The following is a 16,991-nucleotide window of genomic DNA, read 5'->3' as shown; positions in this document are numbered from 1 at the left end:
TGAGACCCACGCTCGTGTGTATCTATCTCACGATCTACTTCGACGTATTCATAGTTGTGCGATCGCGATCATCGGTATGAATCGCGCAGAGAAGGCGGCCCTCCAGCTACAGGCGGTCGCCGTGTTGCGGATGTTAAAGGAGACGCGAACGTACGAGGAGCTGTCCGACGTGACGGGGCTGCCCGCGGGCGACCTGAACCGCTACGTGAACGGCCACGTGCTGCCCGGCACCGACCGAGCGAGCGAGGTCGTCGAGTCCGTCGGCCGCGAGGCGCTCGCCGACGAGCTGATCGCGCGCGTCGAGTTCGACGATGAGGGGTACGTCGACAACTCCGGCGTCGTCTTCGACCAGTCGTTCCTCGACCTAGTGGCCCCGGTGGCCGCGGAGACGTTCGAGTTCGAGTCGCCGGACGTGGTGCTGACGGCCGCGACCGACGGGATCACGCTGGGCGCGGCGATGGCCTCCTTCTTCGACGCGCGGCTCGCGTACGCCAAGAAGTCGAAGGAGACCGCGGTCGAGGAGTTCATCGAGTCGCGCCAGCGGCTCGCGTCCGGCATCGAGCTCACCTACTACCTCCCCGCGAGCGCGGTCAACGCCGGCGACACGGTCCTCGTCGTCGACGACCTGATCCGGTCCGGCGAGACCCAGGAGCTCCTCTTGGACATCGCTCTCCAAGGCGACGCCGACGTCACCGGCGTGTTCGCCCTCATCGCCGTCGGCGATGAGGGGATGGACCGCGCGCGCGAAATTACCGACGCCCCGGTCGGGGCGCTGACAACGTTCGAGTAGCCACGTTCACGCATACTCTTCCGGAAAAAACCCGCGTTGTCGCGTTTTTGATCCATACATACGGATCGGTATTCGTTACGTTCAGCAAGGCTTATCACTCGATCCCCAGGAACACTCACCCGTTCAATGGGGCTTTCAGACACGCTGGCTGCGCGGTTCGACGTGGAGTCGCACGGGTCGGACGTCCGGACGGAACTGGTCGCCGGGCTCACGACGTTCCTCGCGATGTCGTACATCATCGTCGTGAACCCTGCCATCCTCTCGGACGCGATCCAGATCGAGGGGTACGGACAGGGAGAAGTGTTCCAGATGATCGCCATCGCGACGGCGCTGTCGGCGGCGATAGCGACTCTCGTGATGGCGTTTTACGCCAACCGACCCTTCGGGCTGGCGCCGGGGCTGGGGCTCAACGCCTTCTTCGCGTACACGGTCGTGTTGGGGCTCGGGGTCCCGTGGCAGACGGCGCTGGCCGCGGTGTTCGTCGAGGGCGTCCTGTTCATTGTCCTGACCGCCGTCGGCGCGCGGGAGTACGTCATCCGGCTGTTCCCGGAACCGGTGAAACGCTCGGTCGGGGCCGGTATCGGCCTGTTCCTGCTGTTCATCGGATTCCAGGAGCTCCAGATCGTCGTCCCCGACGACGCAACGCTCGTCACGCTGGGCGGCGTGTTCGGGAACCCGTGGGCGGTCCTGGGGCTGCTCGGGCTCGCTTTCACCTTCGGCCTCTGGGCGCGGGGGATCACGGGCTCCATCGTGATCGGCATCGTGACGACCGCCGCCGCCGGCTGGGGGCTCACGCTCGCCGGCTTCTTCGGGCGCGGCACGCTCACGCCTGAGACGCTGCCGAACGCGCAGTACGACATCACCCCGCTCGCGGGGGCGTTCGTCGACGGGCTCGGACAGATCGACCCGCTCACGTTCGTGCTCGTCGTGTTCACCTTCTTTTTCGTCGACTTCTTCGACACCGCCGGGACGCTCATCGGCGTCTCGCAGTTCGGCGACTTCCTCGACGACGACGGCGACCTGCCGGACATGAATAAGCCGCTGATGGCCGACGCGGTGGGGACGACCGCCGGCGCGGTGCTCGGCACCTCCACGGTGACGACGTACATCGAGTCCTCGACCGGCGTCGAGGAGGGCGGCCGGACCGGCTTGACGGCGCTGGTCGTCGCGCTACTGTTCGCCGCCTCGCTCGTGTTGATTCCGCTCGTGGCCGCGATACCGGCGTACGCCTCGTTCATCGCGCTGATCGTCGTCGGCGTGATGATGCTCCAGGGGCTCGTCGAGGTCGACTGGTCGGACCCGGCGTGGGCCGTCTCGGCCGGGCTCACGGTCACCGTGATGCCGTTCGCCTACTCCATCGCCGACGGGCTCGCGGCCGGTATCATCGCCTACCCGCTGATCAAGCTCGCCGTCGGCGAGGCCGACGAGGTCGCGCTGGGCCAGTACGTCATCGCGGCGCTGCTGGCCGTCTACTACGTGCTACAGACGCGCGGGCTCATCCTCTGACCGGCGGCGGTTCGGTCCCACCGTCGGCGGAACGCTCTTGCCCCGTCGGATCGCAGTCCGGCCACGATGCCGGACGACTCTGTCGACCACGCCGTGACCGTCGCCGACCGCGAGCGACACGCGAGCGACCCGGCCCGCGAACTCGCGCTCGACTGCGTGACCGCGGGCATCGAGGCGGCGCACCCGGAGCGCGTGGTCGCGGACGCGCTCTCGCTCGACGGCGGCCGACTCGCGGTCACGGGCGTCGACGGCGCGACGACGACCCGCGACCTCGCTACGTACGACCGCGTGCTGGTCGTCGGCGCGGGCAACGCGGCGGGCCACTTCGCGGCCGCTGTCGAGCGCCGCCTCAGCGACCGGATCGACGACGGTGCGGTCGTCACGGACGATCCGGTCGCGACGGAGCGGGTGTCGGTCCTCCCCGGCGACCACCCGACCCCGAGCGTGGCGGGCGTCGAGAGCGCTCAGCGGGTCCGCGCGCTCGCGGCCGACGCCGACGAGGACGACCTCGTGATCGGCCTGCTCACGGGCGGCGGGAGCGCGCTGCTGGCCGCGCCCGCCGACGGGGTCGGACTCGACGACCTGCGCGAGACGACCGACGCGCTCCTCGCCAGCGGCGCGACGATCGCGGAGATCAACGCCGTTCGGAAGCACCTCTCGGCGGTGAAGGGCGGCGGGCTGGCGCGGGCGGTCGCGCCCGCCGACGCGTTCGGTCTCGCGATCAGCGACGTGACCGGGGACGACCCGGCGGTGATCGCGAGCGGCCCCCTCTCGCCCGACCCGACGACATACGCGGACGCGCTCGCCGTCGTCGATCGGTACGCGATCGACGCGCCGGCCGCCGTGACCGACCGGCTCGAACGCGGCGCGGCGGGCGCGGTCGCGGAGACGCCGAAGCCGGGCGACCCGGCGTTCGACGGCGTCGCGGTCCGAGTGGTCGCGAACGCGTGGACGGCGCTGGACGCGGCCCGCGAGGTCGCGGCAGCGCGCGGGTACGAGCCGCTCGTCCTCTCCTCGCGGGTGCGCGGGGAGGCGCGGGAGGCAGCGAAGACCCACGCGGCGGTCGCCGAGGAGTGCCGGGCGGTCGGCGAGCCGGTCGAGCCGCCGGCGGTTGTGCTCTCTGCCGGCGAGGTGACGGTGTCGCTCGGCGACGACCCCGGCCAGGGCGGGCCGAACGAGGAGTTCGCGCTGTCGGGGGCGGTCGAACTCGCCGACTCGGGCGCGGCGGGCGACGGCGTCGCCGTCGCGAGCGTCGACACCGACGGGATCGACGGGGCGACCGACGCGGCGGGCGCGCTGGTCGACGACCGCAGCGTCGGGGGCGGCACCGAGCGTCCCCTGAGCCGCGACGCGGCTGCGGCGGCGCTCGACGCGCACGACGCCCACCCGGCGCTCGACGAGGCGGGCGCGCTGCTCCGGACCGGGCGGACCGGGACGAACGTCAACGACCTCCGCGTCTCCGTAATTCCGGCGGGCGAGTCGCGTTCGGAAGGGACTAAGTAGCGTCCGGCAAATTCTGCGACATGCAGACGCTGCTCCTCAACGCGGACGACGTGGACGAGAACGCCGAGATGGACCGCGTGATCGACGCGGTCCGCGGCGCGTTCACGGCCTACGAGCGCGGCAACGCCAAGATGCCGGCGAAGTCGTACATCGACCTCCCCGAGTACAACGGCGACTTCCGATCGATGCCCGCCTACCTCGACGTCAACGAGGGCGACGTCGCCGAGGAGACGGCGACCGGCGACGGCTGGGACGCGGCCGGGATCAAGTGGGTGAACGTCCACACCGACAACCCCGGCGACCACGACCTCCCAACCGTGATGGGGACGATGATCTACTCCGACCCCGAGACGGCGTTCCCGCTTGCGGTCCTCGACGGCACGACGCTGACGATGAAACGCACCGGCGCGGCCGCCGCGGTCGCGACCGACCACCTCGCCGTCCCCGAAGCGAGCTCGCTCGGGATCGTCGGCGCGGGCGTCCAGTCGTACACGCAGCTGGAGGCGATCGCCGCGGTGCGCGACATCGAGGAGGTCGTCGTGAGCGATCTTGACGAGGAGCGCGTCGCCGACTTCCTCGACGCCTTCGGGGACCGGTTCGACGTCCGCGCCGGCTCCGTCTCGGAGGCCGGCCACTGCGACGTCCTCTCGACGGTGACGCCGGTCGAGAGCCCGATCGTCGGCCCCGAAGACGTGGGTGACCACACGCACGTCAACGCGATGGGCGCGGACGCGGCGGGGAAACACGAGCTCGCCGACGAGCTCCTCACCGACGCCACGGTCGTCATCGACGACCACGAGCAGTGTACCCACTCGGGCGAGATCAACGTCCCCTACGCCGAAGGGACGCTCACCGACGACGACATCTACGGCGAGATCGGCGAGATCGTCGTCGGTCACCGGGCGGGGCGGCCCGGGACGCCCGGCACCCCGGCGGACGCCGACGGCGTGAGCGGCGTCAGCGTCTTCGACTCGACCGGCCTCGCGATCCAGGACGTGGCGGCCGCACGCGTCGTCTACGAGCGCGCCGACGAACTGGACAACGGGTACCCGTTCGACCTGCTCGGCCTCAACGGCTGAAGGACGGGCCGCTTTTGCCTCCTCGCCGCGTATGCTGTCCGTGAGACTCGTCAGCGTCGCGGCGCTCGCGGAGAACCGGGTGATCGGGAAAGACGGCGGGGTGCCGTGGCCGCACATCGAGGCGGACGTGCGGCAGTACCGCGAGCGCGTCGCGGAGTCACCGGTGATCCTCGGCCGACGCACGTTCGACTCGATGCGCGGCGACTTGCCCGGAAGCCGCCAGATCGTCGTGAGTCGGAGCGTCGACGCGGTCGACGCGCCGACGGCGCTCGTCGCGGGCGGCGTCGAGGAGGCGCTCGCGGCGGCCCGCGACATCGTTGGGGACGCCCCCGCCGAGCGGGAGCGCGTGCCCGCCGAGACCGGTCCGGCGTCGGGGGCGGTCGAGGCGCCGGACGAGGGGGACGAGACGGTCTACGTCCTCGGCGGCGGCGGCATCTACGAGCTGTTCCAGCCGCACCTCGACGGGATGGCCCTCAGCCACGTCGAGGGCGCGTTCGACGGGGACACGTACTACCCGGAGTGGGACGAGGAGAAGTGGGAGGTGGCGGCGGAGACGGCGTACGACCGGTTCACGCTGCGCGAGTGGGTCCGGCGGGGGCGGTGAGCGGCCGCTCGCCCGGCCCCGAGCCAACCGCCCGCGTCGGCGCCTACTCTCCGCCGTCGCGCTCCGCTGCGTACCGTTCCAGCTGGACGGCGGTGCTGTCGGCGAGGCGCCCGACCGCGGACTCGACCCCGTGTTCGCGGGCGTCGACCGACGCCTGCGCCGCGAGCGTCCGGACCGTGTCGAACGGGCCGATCCGGGCGCCCGTCGTGGCGGTCGAGTGCTCGGCGTCGAGCAGCTGGGCTATCGCGGTGCGGTAGCCAGGGTTCTCGTCGAACCAGCCCTCGCGGTCGAGCCGCTCGACCGCGCCCTCGTGGACCGGGAAGTAGCCGGTCTCGCGGTGCCAGCGCGCCTGCCGCTCCGGGGCCGCGAGCCACCCGAGGAACGCCGCGGCGGCGCGCTGCTCCTGCGGCGACGCGCCGTCCGCGACCCACAGCGATCCCCCGCCGACAACGACCCCGTGCCGCTCGTCGGCGACCGGGAAGTAGCCGACGCCGACCGGGAACGGGGCGCCCTCGCGGACGCCGACCATCGCGGAGGTGGACCCGATGAGCATCCCGGCGCGCCCCTCCTGGAACGCCTCCCGGGCCTGCCCGCGGGCCTCGATACCGGGGTCGTGGTACAGGCCGTCGGCGGCCATCTCGGCGATCCAGCGGTAGATCCGCTCGCCGACCGGGCCATCGAACCGGCTCTCTGTCGGCGTACCGCCTCGCCCGTTGTCGGCGTCGACGAGGGGCTCGCCGGCCTCGGCGAACCACTGCTCGACGAACCACGAGTACGTCGCGAACGTGATCCCTGTCTCGGTCGCGCCGCTGTCGACGAGGCGCTCGGCGCAGCGGCGGACCTCGTCGAACGTCTCCGGCGGGTCGTCGGGGTCTAAGCCGGCGCGTTCGAACGCCGCCCGATCGTAGTACAGCACGGGCGTCGACGCGTTGAACGGCATCGAGTGGAGCACCCCGTCCGTCCGGTAGTAGTTCGCGACGGGGTCGAGCAGGTCGTCAAGGTCGAGGGGGACGCCGCCTGGAGCGGTCCCGGCGACATCGCCGGTCCGGCCCGCGTTCGCGTCGAGGAGGCGCTCGACGGGCGCGAACGCCCCGCTGTCGAGCGCGCGCTGGGTCCCGATTTCGTAGAGGTGGGCGATCGCCGGCGGCTCGCCCCGGTCCGCCGCCGCGAGCGTCGCCTCAAACACGCCGCGGTAGCTCCCCTTCGAGGCGGGCCGGACCGCGATCCCGTCGGTCTTGGCGGCGAACTCGGCCGCGAACTCGTCGAGGAGCCGCGCCTTCCGGCCGCCGAACGCGTGCCAGAAGTCGAGGACGACCGCGTCGTCGGCCGCGGTCCCGTCGGCGTCGTACGCGTCGAGCGCGTCGTCCAAGGTCCCGGTGCGGTCAGCGAGCGTCGACGCGCCGGCGGCCACCTCCGCCAGCGACGTCTTCTGGGCGTGCGCGACCGCGGTGGCGTCGCCCGCCTCCGCGGCCGTCTCCTCGGCGAGGTCGCCGACCGACTCGACGGCGTCGACCACCGCCTCGATCGAGGTCGCCTGGTCGTCGGTCGCGTCGCGGATCTCCGCGACGCCACTCGTCGTCTCCGAGACGTCGGCGGCGAGATCGGTAAACGCCTCCAGTGCCGCCTCGGCCGTGCGGATCCCCTCGTCGGCGCGCTCGCGCATCTCGGCCATCTCCTCGACGGTCGCGTCCGTCTCCGCGCGCACCGACCGTATCGACGACTCGATCTCGCTGGTCGCCTCCCGCGCCTCCTCCGCGAGGCTCTTGACCTCCTCCGCGACCACCTCGAAGCCGGCCCCGGCCTCGCCGGCGCGGGCGGCCTCGATCGAGGCGTTGAGCGCGAGGATGTTCGTCTCGTCCGCGATGTCCTGGATCAGGTCGGTGACGTCCTCGATCGCCGCGACCTCCGACTCCAGCGCCTCGACCCGTTCGAGGGCCTCCTCGGTGCGCTCGTCGACGACTCGGAGGTCCTCGATCGCGGCCGTCGCGGCGTCGGTCCCCTCGTCGGCCCGCTCGGCGACGTCGGCCGCGGTCTCGGCGACCTGGTCCGCGGAGGCGGCGACCTCCTCGGTGGCGGCCGAGACGGTCTGGAGCTCGCTCGTCGCCGCCCCGATGTCGTCACGCTGGCGGGCCGCGGCCGCCTCGATGTCGTCGACCGCGGCGTACACCTCGTCGCTCTGGGCCGTCGCCCGGTCGACGTTCGACCGGACGTGCTCGGTCGCGCCCGCGACCTCGTCGCCGAAGCCGTCGACATCGGACACCGTCTCCGCGACCCCCTCGACGAACTCGTTGAGCGTCGCCGCGAGCGCCGCCGCCTCGCCGTCGGTCTCCGCGGCCGGGAACCGCGCCCCGAGGTCGCCGTCGGCGAGCCGGTCGGCGACCTTCTGGAACGCCTCGGTCGGCACGTCGCTGTCGGGCGCTCGCGGCGGGGGCGCCGCGTCCGACGAGACGCCGCCGTCGGCGGTCGCGTCGGGATCGGTCGTCGCCGTCGAGCGGTCGCCGTCGACGGCACCGCGATCGGGTCCGGAGCGTGCGTCGTCACTGTCCATTTATCATCACTCGCCTGCGAGGGTATATAAAATCGAGAGTCAGATTATTCCGCCTGATAGCGGCCGCGCGAGCGGGGACGAACTCGCGAGCGGGGGGACCGGCCGACCGAGCCGACTCAGGCCGACGGCTCCGCGCCGTCGGCGGGCTCCGCGAAGCCGAAGCGCGGCTTGACGTCGGTGACCTCGACCGCGAGCGTCTCCCCGACGTCGGCGTCGACGAACAGGGTGTAGCCGTCGACGTAGGCGATGCCGTCCCCCTCGTCGCCCTCCTCCTCTATCGTCACCTCGACGCGGTCGCCCGCGGCGACCGGCGAGGTCGTGTACCCCTTCGCGACGAGGTACACCTCGGAGGAGGCGTCCCGCGAGGCGGGCGGCGAGACGGTCCGGACGTACTGGAACGACTCGCCCACATCGTCGCGGAAGGCGTCGAGGTCCTCGCCCTGGAACACCTTCACGACGAAGTCGCCGCCGGTCGCGAGCAGCTCGTCGGCGGTGTCGAGCGCCTGCCGCGCGAGGTGGACCGAGCGGGCGTGATCGAGCGAGTACTCGCCGGTCATGTTCGGGGCCATGTCGCTCGCGACGACGTCGGCGCCGCGCTCGCCGACCGCCTCGCGCAAGTAGTGTCGGGTGCGCTCCTCGGTCATGTCGCCGCGGATCGTCTCGACGTCGTGGTCGTCAAGCGCCTCGATGCGCTGGAGATCGACGCCGACGACGGTGCCGCTCTCGCCGACTTCCTCGGCAGCGACCTGGAGCCACCCGCCGGGCGCGGCCCCGAGGTCGACCACGGTGTCGCCGGGGGCGAGCAGGTCCGCCTCCTCGTCGAGCTGTTTCAGCTTGTAGGCGGACCGGGCGCGGTACCCCTGCTGTTTGGATCGGTTGTAGTAGTCGTCTTTCCCGCTCATTGGCGGCTCGTAGACCGGCCGGCCGTTTATCGGCGTCGTTCGCCGGTGACCCCGCGTTCGTCGGGAGCGCGCATTCGTCAGAGGTGCGAGGGCGGTTACGCAGAGCGCCGCCCGACGCGCCGCCCGGCGTTCGCGTCGTCGGCCGCGATCGAGAAGCCCAGTGCCTCGTAGAAGTCCCGCAACTCGGGGTCGAACTCGGCGGTGACGACCTCGATCGCAGGGTCCGACGCGCCTCGGTCGACCGCGGCCGCGACGAGGGCCGAACCGATCCCCCGTCCGCGGCGCGCCCGTCTGACCGCGACGGCGTCGACGTGGAGTCGGTCCGGGTCGGGTCGCACGGCGATCAGCGCGCCGACGACCCCGTCCGTCCGCGTCGAGCGCGCGACGAGCACGTCTCCGGCGTCGATCCGGTCGTCGACAGTGGCCGCGTCCGTCTCCAGCATCGCGGCGTCGAGGACCCGCATGACATCGAGGCGGTCGGCGGGGGTTGCCGGCTCGACGGTCACGTCCGTGGGCTGCTCTGGGAAGTCGCTCACGCCCTTCCCGTCGCGCCGCCCTTGATCAGCCGGAGGACCCGGACTTCCTCGGCGTCGACGACGCGGTCGCCCGGGACCGGCGAGCCGTCGACGAGCGCCGACGCCTCCTGCGGGTGGTAGCCCGCGGCGCGGATCAGGTCGTCGTACGTCGCGTCGGCGGCGAGGCTGTACTCGTCGACCCCCTCGCCGACGACCTCGACGGTCACGTCCATGGGCGTGGTAGCGGGCGGGCGGGCGTCAATCGCACGGTTTCGGCGGGGGCGGGTCGGACGCCTCAGTCGGCGCCGGGCTCGCGGCCGTTCCACTTCCAGAGGAACCACGCGACGGCGGCGACGACCGCGACCGTCACTAGCGCGCCGGGGCGGGGGACCGCGCCGGTCCACGCGTCGACGACGATCAGGCCGCTCGCGGCCGCCGCGACGACGAGGACCGCGGCCGCGTCGCGGGCGAGTTCCGCCTCGCGCTCCGGTGGGAGGCCACCGTCGTAGCCGGCGATCAGGTCCACGGCGCCGCGGCGGCGGATCGCCCACGCGAGGAGGAGACAGAAACCGGCGACGTGGCCGACGACGACTGTTTCGACGATAGCCATGGCAGAGGGAAATGCTGTGACGTGGCGGGGTGAGAGAGTGGTGGGACGAGTCGAGCGGACCGACCGTCTCAGCCGTCCAGCCGGTCGCGGAGCAGTCCGTTCACCTGGCCGGGGTCGGCGCTGCCGCCGGTCGCCTGCATCACCTGGCCGACGAGGAAGTTGATCGCGCCCTCGTCGCCGTCGTGGTAGTCGCTCACGGCGTCGGGGTTCTCGTCGATGGCGGCCGCGACGGCGGCCTCGACCTCGCCGCTCTCGGCCTTGCCGAGGTCCTCGCGGTCGATGACCGTCTCGGGGTCGTCGCCCTCGTCGAGCATCTCGCGGAGGACGACCTCCTCGGCGTTCTTCACCGTCAGCTCGTCGGCGGCGACCAGCTCGATCAGGCGGGTGAACTCGTCGAGCCGGCCCTCCACGTCCGTGATCGCCATCTCGCGGTAGTTGAGCTCGCCGAGCAGGTTGTCGGCGACCCACGTCGCGGCGAGGTCGGGGTCGAACTCGCTCGCCACGTCCTCGAAGAAGTCCGCGACCGCCTTCGTGGAAGTGAGCTTGGAGGCGGCCTCGCGGTCCAATCCGTACTCCTCGCGGAAGCGTTCGCGACGGGCGTCGGGGAGCTCCGGGATCGCGATCTGTTCCTTCCAATCGGCCACCTCCAAGGCGGGGAGGTCGCCCTCGCGGAAGTAGCGGTAGTCCTTCTCGGCCTCCTTCGAGCGCATGCCGACGGTGACGCCGCGGTCCTCGTCCCAGTGGCGGGTCTCCTGTTCGATCTCGCGGCCGCGTCGGAGGACGTTCTCCTGCCTAGTGACCTCGTAGGCGAGCGCCTGCTCCGCGCCCTTGTGACTAGAGATGTTCTTGACCTCGGCGCGGCTCACGTCCTCAAGGGCGTCGCCGTCGATCGTCCCGTCCTCGGCGACGTACTCGGCGGGGACGAGGGAGACGTTAGCGTCGACGCGCAGGCTCCCGTCGCGGCCGGGGTCGAACACGCCGAGGTACTCTAAGACCTCCTCTAACTTGGCGAGGAACGCGCGCGTCTCCGCCGGCGAGCGGAAGTCCGGCTCCGTGACGATCTCCATCAGCGGCGTGCCCGCGCGGTTGTAGTTCACCAGCGTGTGGGTCGCGGACTCGATGGAGCCGCCGGCGTGCTGGAGGCTGCCGGGGTCCTCCTCGAGGTGCGCCCGGGTGATCCCGATGGTCCGCGGGTCGCCGTCGACGCGGACCTCCAGCTCGCCGTCGGCGCAGATCGGCGCGTCGTACTGCGTGAGCTGGAAGTTCTTCGGCAGGTCGGGGTAGTAGTAGTTCTTCCGGTGGAACGTGGTCGTCTCGGGGATGTCCGCGTCGATGGCCTTCCCGACCTTCACCGCGGCCTCGACGGCGGCCTCGTTGAGGACCGGGAGCGCGCCCGGGAGCCCGAGGCAGGTCGGGCAGGTGCGCGTGTTCGGCTCCTCGTCGTCGCCGGGCTCCGTCGAGCAGCCACAGAAGATCTTCGTGTCGGTCTCGAGCTGGACGTGGACCTCCAGCCCGATCACGACTGTCCGGTCCGCCGTCGCGGCCTGCGTGCTCATTACCGGCCAGTTGTGAGCGGGCCGCCTAAATCGTGTCGGGACGAGCGCCCCGTCGATCCCCGGTATCGATTCCGAGACCCCGAAAGGAACGATTATGCGGGAACCGGCTGTAGATGACGCGATGACCAAACAGACCGGCCACAGGAACAGCGACCCGGCCGGTGGAGAGGGCCCGTGTCCCGCCCCCGGCCGAGCGCGCGGGACGGGGGCACACTCCGGGCAGACGAGCGCGACAGGAGTCCGCCGCGGTCGGCCGCCGCGGACCGGCCCAGTCACGGATGTGCGCTGAGAGCGCGCTCCACCTCGGGGAGCCGGTCGACGCCCCGTGGGCGAGGCTGCCCGAGAGCGTACGGGTGCGCGACGCAGACGAGGTTGAGGCCGGGAGCGGCCGAGCCGGAAGCGCCGGAGAGACGGCGGCTACCGGAGAGACCGCCGTGACGCGCGAGTCGACGCCGACGGCCGTCGTCGTGCGGCTGCGCGACGCCGAGGAGTCGGCTGACCGGCTCGGCGCGGTCCGCGAGCGCTACCCGGACGCCCCAGTCCTCGCGTACTCGGCCGACGACGACCCGGACGCGGCGATCGACGCGAGCCGGCTCGGCGTCGAGTACGTCTCCGGGCGGCGGCTCGCGGCCGACGGCGAGACGCTCGCCGACCGTGATCGACGCGCTCGCGGGCGGACGCGACGGCGACGCAGAGACGGAACGGAACGGACCCGAAGCGGAGGGACCACGCGCCGGCCCCGAATCGGCGGCCGACGCCGGGGAGCGGGCGTTCCTCGAACCGTTCGTGCGGATCGTCTCGGACCGGTGCGCCGACCTCGACGAGCAGATCGACGCCCTGCTCGACCTCGGCCGCGACTACCTCGACCTGTCGATCGGCTACTCGTCCCGGGTCGAGGGCGACCGGATCGAGATCCGGCGGTTCAGGGACTCGACCGGCCTCGTGGAGTCGATGGCAGCGGACGAGCTCGACGACGACGGGACGGTCCCGCTGGAGCTGACGTACTGCCGGCGGACGGTCGGCCGCGGCCCCGACGGGCGCCCCGACGACGAGGGTGCCGGCAACACCGACGGCGGCGTGCTCGCGATCACCGACCCGGAAGCGGCGGGGCTCGCCGGCGACCCGGCGTACGAGCGCTCGGGCGTCGGCAGCTACGTCGGCGGGCGGGTCGTCGTCGACGGCGAGGTGTACGGGACGCTCTGCTTCCTCGACGTCGATCCGCGCGACCGCCCGTTCGACGAGTCCGAGCGGCTGTTCGTCGAGCTGCTCGCCGAGTGGCTCGGCGGGGCGTTAGAGCGCGAGGTGGCCAGCGAGGAGCGGGCGGCAGCAGTCGACCGGTTCGAGGAGACGCTCGATCGGATCGACGACGGGTTCTTCGCGCTCGACGACGAGTTCCGGTTCACCTACGTCAACGACGCCGCCGCGTCGCTGCTCGACCGCGACGCCGACGAGCTGGTCGGCGACGACGTCTGGGCGGAGTTCCCGGCGGCGCTCGGGCAGAAGTACGAGCGGAACTACCGCCGGGCGATGGAGACGCAGGAGGTCGTCTCCTTCGAGGACCGGTACGAGCCGCTCGACCTGTGGACCGACGTGACGGCCTACCCCTCGCCGAACGGCCTCTCCGTGTTCTTCGCCGACGTCTCCGAGCGGAAGCGGCGCGAGCAGACCCTCGAACGACTGCTCGGGACCGTCGAGCGCATCCAACGCGAGGGCGACGCGAAGGGGGTCGCGGAGCGGCTCGTCGAGGCGGCGGACCAGATCCTCGACTACCAGATAAGCGGCGTACGGCTGTTCGACGAGGGCACGGGGCGGCTCCGCCTCGCCGCCACGAGCGACGGGATCGGCGACGCGTTCGCCGCCAGCCGGGACCCGCGACCGCCGAGCGAGGGGATCACCGGCGACGTCTTCCGGCGGGGCGAGCGGTGGGTGTGCGACGACCTCGCGACCGACGAACGCCTCGCGTCCATCGGCGGCGGCCCGTCGAACGGCGGCGATGCGGAGTACCACGGGATGCGCTCGTTCGTCGCGGTCCCGCTCGCGGACCACGGCGTGTTCATCGTCGGCTCCGAGGAGCCGGACGCCTTCGACGAGAGCGACGTCAGCGTGCTCGAACTGCTTGCGACGAACGCGGTCGCGACGATGGACGCCAACGACCGGCGCCAGCGGCTCCGGACCTACGAGGACGCGCTGAAGAACGTCGACGACATGGTGTGCGTCCTCGACGACGACGGCGCCGTCACCTACGCGACCGGACCGTTCGCCGAGTGGGTCGGCGACGTCGACGCCGAGACAATCGTCGGCCGGCGGCTCGACGCGCTTGTCGCCCCGGACGACGCGGAGCGGGCGGCCGACGCGGTCGGGGCGCTCACCGGCGCGGCGGCCGAGGCCGCTGCCGGCCGGCAGCCCACGAGGACGGTCGAGCTGACCGTCGAGCGCGACGGGGATCGGCAGCCGCGGTACGGGCAGCTGCGCCTGTCGACGCTCTCCGACCGCGAGGGCGGCGTCGTCGGGTCGCTGTCCGACGTCACCGCGCTCCGCCGGACCCGGACCGAGCTGTCGGCCGAGCGCGACCGTTTCCGGCGGCTCTTCGACCGGATCCCGGACCCGGTGATGGAGGTGATCCTCGAGGACGACGCGACGGTGATCGACGGGGCTAACCCGGCGTTCGAGTCGCAGTTCGGCGCGGACGAGTCGACGCTTCGCGGCCGGACGATCGAGGCGTTGGACATCGACGACGACCGTCTGGGCGACCGGCGGGAGGGCGGGCCCGTCGGAGGAGTCGACCTCGACGCGCTGGTCCGCGAACAGGGGTTCACCACGGAGGAGGTCAGGCGGCGGACCGTCGACGGCCCGCGGGAGTTCCTCTTCCGCGGGTTCAGCTACGAGAGCGAGGGGGTGCGTCGGGCGTTCGGCATCTACACCGACATCATCGACCGGAAGCGCCGGGAGCGGTACGTCCGGATCGTCAACCGGATCCTCAGGCACAACCTCCGCAACGAGCTGAACGTCGTGTTCGGCTTCGCGAGCGAGATCGCCGACCGGACCGACGACGACCGGATCCGCGACTACGCGCGGCGGATCGAGGCGACGGGCAAGCGGCTCAGCGGCGTCGCCGAGGGGGCCACCACGCTGCGACGGGTCGTCGAAGAGGGGTACGCGACCGACCCCGTCCCGGTCGACGTGGCGGCGGTCGTCGAGGGGGTCGTCGCGGAGTACGCCGCCGACGGGTCGAACGCGCGGATCACCGCCGACGTGCCGGCGGGGATCGCGGTACGCGGCGACGACCGCCTCGCGATCGCGGTCGACCACCTCGTGGAGAACGAGGTCGAACACGGCGGCGACGCGCCACGCGTCGCGGTGACCGCCGACCGCGACCCGGACGGCGGAGCCGTGCGGGTGAGCGTCGCCGACGACGGTCCGGGGATCCCGACCGCGGTGCGGGAGGTCATCGCCGAGGACCGCGAGGTGACGCAGCTGCGGCACAACACCGGCGTCGGGCTGTGGATCGCCGCCTGGGTGGTCGAGGCGTACGGCGGCGAGATCCGGTTCGGCCCCGGGATCGACGGCGAGGGCGCGACCGTGACGCTCGTGCTGCCGGCGGCGGAGTGAGCGGGGCCGGGGCGCGGCGGGTCGCCTCCGCGTTCCGACCCGTTTATTGTCGGCGATGGTCCTTCTCGGCGTATGACCGACGATGACGACCGACGACGCGAGCTGATCGCGGCGCTCACCGCCGCGGACGCCGTCCGGTTCGGCGAGTTCGAGCTGTCCCACGGCGGCACGAGCGACTACTACGTCGACAAGTACCTCTTCGAGACCGACCCGGACGCGCTGACGCTCGTCGCCGAGGCGTTCGCCGACCGGCTCGCCGACGCGGACGCGAAGCTCGCCGGCGTCGCGCTGGGCGCGGTCCCGCTGGTGGCCGTGACGGCCGCCGAGCTCGGCCGCCCGTACGTCATCGCGCGCAAGCAGGCGAAGGAGTACGGCACGGGCAACCGGATCGAGGGGCGGCTCGACGACGGCGAGGAAGTGGTCGTGATCGAGGACATCGCCACGACCGGGCAGTCCGCGGTCGACGCGGTCGAGGCGCTCCGCGAGGCGGGCGCGACGGTGGACCGCGTGCTGGTCGTCGTCGACCGCGAGGAGGGGGCCGCGGAGCTGCTCGCGGAGCACGACGTCGAGCTGGAGTCGCTGCTCACGGCGACTGAACTACTGGCGGAGCGGGAAGAGGAGTAGGCGGGAGGATCGGGAGCACAAGGTAGCGCCGAAAACGGCGGTCCCCGCGCCTACTACGCCTCAGGCGGCTCCACCGTCGGCACGGCGACGCGGTCGAGCACGTCGGCGATTACGTCGCGCTCGTCGACGTCGTTGACGGCCGCGTCCGGCGTCAACACGAGTCGGTGGGCGAGCGTCGGCTCCGCGACCCGCTTCACGTCGTCGGGCGTGACGAACTCGCGGCCGGCGACGACCGCGGCCGCACGGGCCGTCTCGAAGAGGCGCTGCGTGCCGCGGGGGGAGACGCCCGCCTCGACCCGGCGGTCCTCGCGGGTCGCCCGCGCGAGCCCCGCGGCGTAGCGTAGCAGGTCGTCCTCGACGCGGACGGACTCCGGGACCTCCCGCAGCGCCGCCACGGAGTCGGGGTCGAGGACGCGGTCGACCGTCGGCGACTGCTCGACGCGGCCGGCCCGGCGGCGGAGCAGCTCCAGCTCGCCGTCCTCGTCCGGGTAGCCGATGGAGGTCTTGATCGTGAACCGATCGAGCTGGGCCTCCGGCAGCGGGAACGCCCCCTCGCTCTCGACCGGGTTCTGCGTCGCGATGACGTAGAACGGGCTCGGCAGGGCGTGCGTCTCGCCGTCGACGGTCACCTGCCCCTCCTCCATCGCCTCTAGGAGGGCGGCCTGGGTCTTCGGCGGGGCGCGGTTGATCTCGTCGGCGAGCACGACGTTCGCGAAGATCGGGCCCGGCGAGAAGGTGAACGAGCCGTCCCGCTCGTCGAACACGTTGGTGCCGGTGACGTCGGCGGGCAGGAGGTCCGGGGTGAACTGGATCCGCGAGAACTCCAAGCCGAGCGCGGTGGCGAACGAGCGCGCGGAGAGGGTCTTCCCGGTGCCCGGCACGTCCTCCAAGAGGACGTGGCCGCGGGCGAGGATGCCGAGCGTGACGCGGTCGAGGAACTCGCGGTCGGCGACGACCGCGCCGCCGACCTCGTCGACGACGCGGGCGCAGGCGTCGGCCGCTTCGGGGACGTCCATATCCACCGCACGGGAGCCGGGCCGAAAAGCGTTGTCGGCGGAGCGGCGGAGTACCAGAGGAGGAATCGCGGTGCCGCGCCGCGACGGCGATCGAAACGCATAACAGCGGAACCGGCCAACGTCGGAGTG

General features: G+C 72.1%; 14 protein-coding genes. 7 read left to right on the top strand and 7 right to left on the bottom strand.

What is annotated here, in order from left to right:
* Positions 1-76 precede the first annotated feature (76 nt).
* The 5 genes from ABNG04_RS07215 to ABNG04_RS07195 all read left to right on the top strand — a co-directional run bounded on the left by ABNG04_RS07215 (position 77) and on the right by ABNG04_RS07195 (position 5,482).
* Positions 77-790 (top strand): phosphoribosyltransferase family protein, encoded by a 714-nt coding sequence (locus tag ABNG04_RS07215; RefSeq protein ID WP_371161320.1) that lies wholly within the window; start codon positions 77-79, stop codon positions 788-790.
* 126 nt (positions 791-916) lie between these two features.
* Positions 917-2,296, top strand: coding sequence for an NCS2 family permease (locus ABNG04_RS07210; RefSeq protein WP_371161318.1), 1,380 nt, complete (start codon positions 917-919; stop codon positions 2,294-2,296).
* Positions 2,297-2,362: 66 nt separating this feature from the next.
* Positions 2,363-3,799, top strand: a complete 1,437-nt coding sequence (locus ABNG04_RS07205) for a glycerate kinase type-2 family protein (protein ID WP_371161316.1) — start codon at positions 2,363-2,365, stop codon at positions 3,797-3,799.
* A 20-nt stretch (positions 3,800-3,819) separates the two neighbouring features.
* On the top strand, positions 3,820-4,878 hold the full coding sequence (locus ABNG04_RS07200; RefSeq protein WP_371161315.1) for an ornithine cyclodeaminase family protein: 1,059 nt from the start codon (positions 3,820-3,822) through the stop codon (positions 4,876-4,878).
* A gap of 40 nt (positions 4,879-4,918) precedes the next feature.
* Positions 4,919-5,482: a dihydrofolate reductase gene (locus tag ABNG04_RS07195; protein ID WP_371161313.1), complete on the top strand. Its 564-nt coding sequence runs from the start codon at positions 4,919-4,921 to the stop codon at positions 5,480-5,482.
* 43 nt (positions 5,483-5,525) lie between these two features.
* Here the strand turns inward: ABNG04_RS07195 and ABNG04_RS07190 are convergent, their stop codons facing one another.
* The 6 genes from ABNG04_RS07190 to gatB all read right to left on the bottom strand — a co-directional run bounded on the left by ABNG04_RS07190 (position 5,526) and on the right by gatB (position 11,613).
* On the bottom strand, positions 5,526-8,030 hold the full coding sequence (locus tag ABNG04_RS07190) for an extracellular solute-binding protein (RefSeq protein WP_371161311.1): 2,505 nt from the start codon (positions 8,028-8,030) through the stop codon (positions 5,526-5,528).
* A gap of 116 nt (positions 8,031-8,146) precedes the next feature.
* On the bottom strand, positions 8,147-8,932 hold the full coding sequence (locus tag ABNG04_RS07185) for a 23S rRNA (uridine(2552)-2'-O)-methyltransferase (protein WP_371161309.1): 786 nt from the start codon (positions 8,930-8,932) through the stop codon (positions 8,147-8,149).
* Positions 8,933-9,027: 95 nt separating this feature from the next.
* A complete protein-coding gene (locus ABNG04_RS07180) occupies positions 9,028-9,396 on the bottom strand; it encodes a GNAT family N-acetyltransferase (RefSeq protein WP_371161947.1) in 369 nt (122 codons plus the stop codon).
* Between the two features lie 68 nt (positions 9,397-9,464).
* On the bottom strand, positions 9,465-9,680 hold the full coding sequence (gene samp2, locus ABNG04_RS07175; protein WP_371161308.1) for a ubiquitin-like small modifier protein SAMP2: 216 nt from the start codon (positions 9,678-9,680) through the stop codon (positions 9,465-9,467).
* Positions 9,681-9,742: 62 nt separating this feature from the next.
* Complete coding sequence (locus ABNG04_RS07170; protein WP_371161306.1) at positions 9,743-10,057, bottom strand: hypothetical protein; 315 nt, start codon at positions 10,055-10,057, stop codon at positions 9,743-9,745.
* Positions 10,058-10,125: 68 nt separating this feature from the next.
* A complete protein-coding gene (gatB, locus tag ABNG04_RS07165; protein WP_371161305.1) occupies positions 10,126-11,613 on the bottom strand; it encodes an Asp-tRNA(Asn)/Glu-tRNA(Gln) amidotransferase subunit GatB in 1,488 nt (495 codons plus the stop codon).
* Between the two features lie 654 nt (positions 11,614-12,267).
* Here gatB and ABNG04_RS07160 point away from each other — a divergent pair.
* The gene (locus ABNG04_RS07160; protein ID WP_371161303.1) at positions 12,268-15,222 is read left to right on the top strand and encodes a PAS domain-containing protein; all 2,955 of its coding nucleotides are present in this window, start codon (positions 12,268-12,270) and stop codon (positions 15,220-15,222) included.
* 72 nt (positions 15,223-15,294) lie between these two features.
* Positions 15,295-15,846, top strand: a complete 552-nt coding sequence (pyrE, locus tag ABNG04_RS07155; RefSeq protein WP_371161301.1) for an orotate phosphoribosyltransferase — start codon at positions 15,295-15,297, stop codon at positions 15,844-15,846.
* A gap of 53 nt (positions 15,847-15,899) precedes the next feature.
* Here the strand turns inward: pyrE and ABNG04_RS07150 are convergent, their stop codons facing one another.
* Positions 15,900-16,862, bottom strand: a complete 963-nt coding sequence (locus ABNG04_RS07150) for an AAA family ATPase (RefSeq protein ID WP_371161300.1) — start codon at positions 16,860-16,862, stop codon at positions 15,900-15,902.
* Between the last annotated feature and the right edge of the window lie 129 nt (positions 16,863-16,991).

The sequence above is a fragment of the Halorubrum miltondacostae genome, assembly GCF_041379815.1.
GTDB classification, from domain to species: Archaea; Halobacteriota; Halobacteria; order Halobacteriales; family Haloferacaceae; genus Halorubrum; species Halorubrum miltondacostae.
This window is presented reverse-complemented; position numbering and strand designations above follow the sequence as displayed.

Bases quoted from the DNA above. Each gene is read 5' to 3' on its own strand.
- pyrE (WP_371161301.1), top strand. From the start codon at position 15,295: ATGACCGACGATGACGACCGACGACGCGAGCTGATCGCGGCGCTCACC.
- ABNG04_RS07150 (WP_371161300.1), bottom strand. From the start codon at position 16,862: ATGGACGTCCCCGAAGCGGCCGACGCCTGCGCCCGCGTCGTCGACGAG.
- ABNG04_RS07205 (WP_371161316.1), top strand. From the start codon at position 2,363: ATGCCGGACGACTCTGTCGACCACGCCGTGACCGTCGCCGACCGCGAG.
- ABNG04_RS07180 (WP_371161947.1), bottom strand. From the start codon at position 9,396: ATGCGGGTCCTCGACGCCGCGATGCTGGAGACGGACGCGGCCACTGTC.
- ABNG04_RS07170 (WP_371161306.1), bottom strand. From the start codon at position 10,057: ATGGCTATCGTCGAAACAGTCGTCGTCGGCCACGTCGCCGGTTTCTGT.
- ABNG04_RS07190 (WP_371161311.1), bottom strand. From the start codon at position 8,030: ATGGACAGTGACGACGCACGCTCCGGACCCGATCGCGGTGCCGTCGAC.
- ABNG04_RS07215 (WP_371161320.1), top strand. From the start codon at position 77: ATGAATCGCGCAGAGAAGGCGGCCCTCCAGCTACAGGCGGTCGCCGTG.
- ABNG04_RS07185 (WP_371161309.1), bottom strand. From the start codon at position 8,932: ATGAGCGGGAAAGACGACTACTACAACCGATCCAAACAGCAGGGGTAC.
- ABNG04_RS07200 (WP_371161315.1), top strand. From the start codon at position 3,820: ATGCAGACGCTGCTCCTCAACGCGGACGACGTGGACGAGAACGCCGAG.
- samp2 (WP_371161308.1), bottom strand. From the start codon at position 9,680: ATGGACGTGACCGTCGAGGTCGTCGGCGAGGGGGTCGACGAGTACAGC.
- gatB (WP_371161305.1), bottom strand. From the start codon at position 11,613: ATGAGCACGCAGGCCGCGACGGCGGACCGGACAGTCGTGATCGGGCTG.
- ABNG04_RS07210 (WP_371161318.1), top strand. From the start codon at position 917: ATGGGGCTTTCAGACACGCTGGCTGCGCGGTTCGACGTGGAGTCGCAC.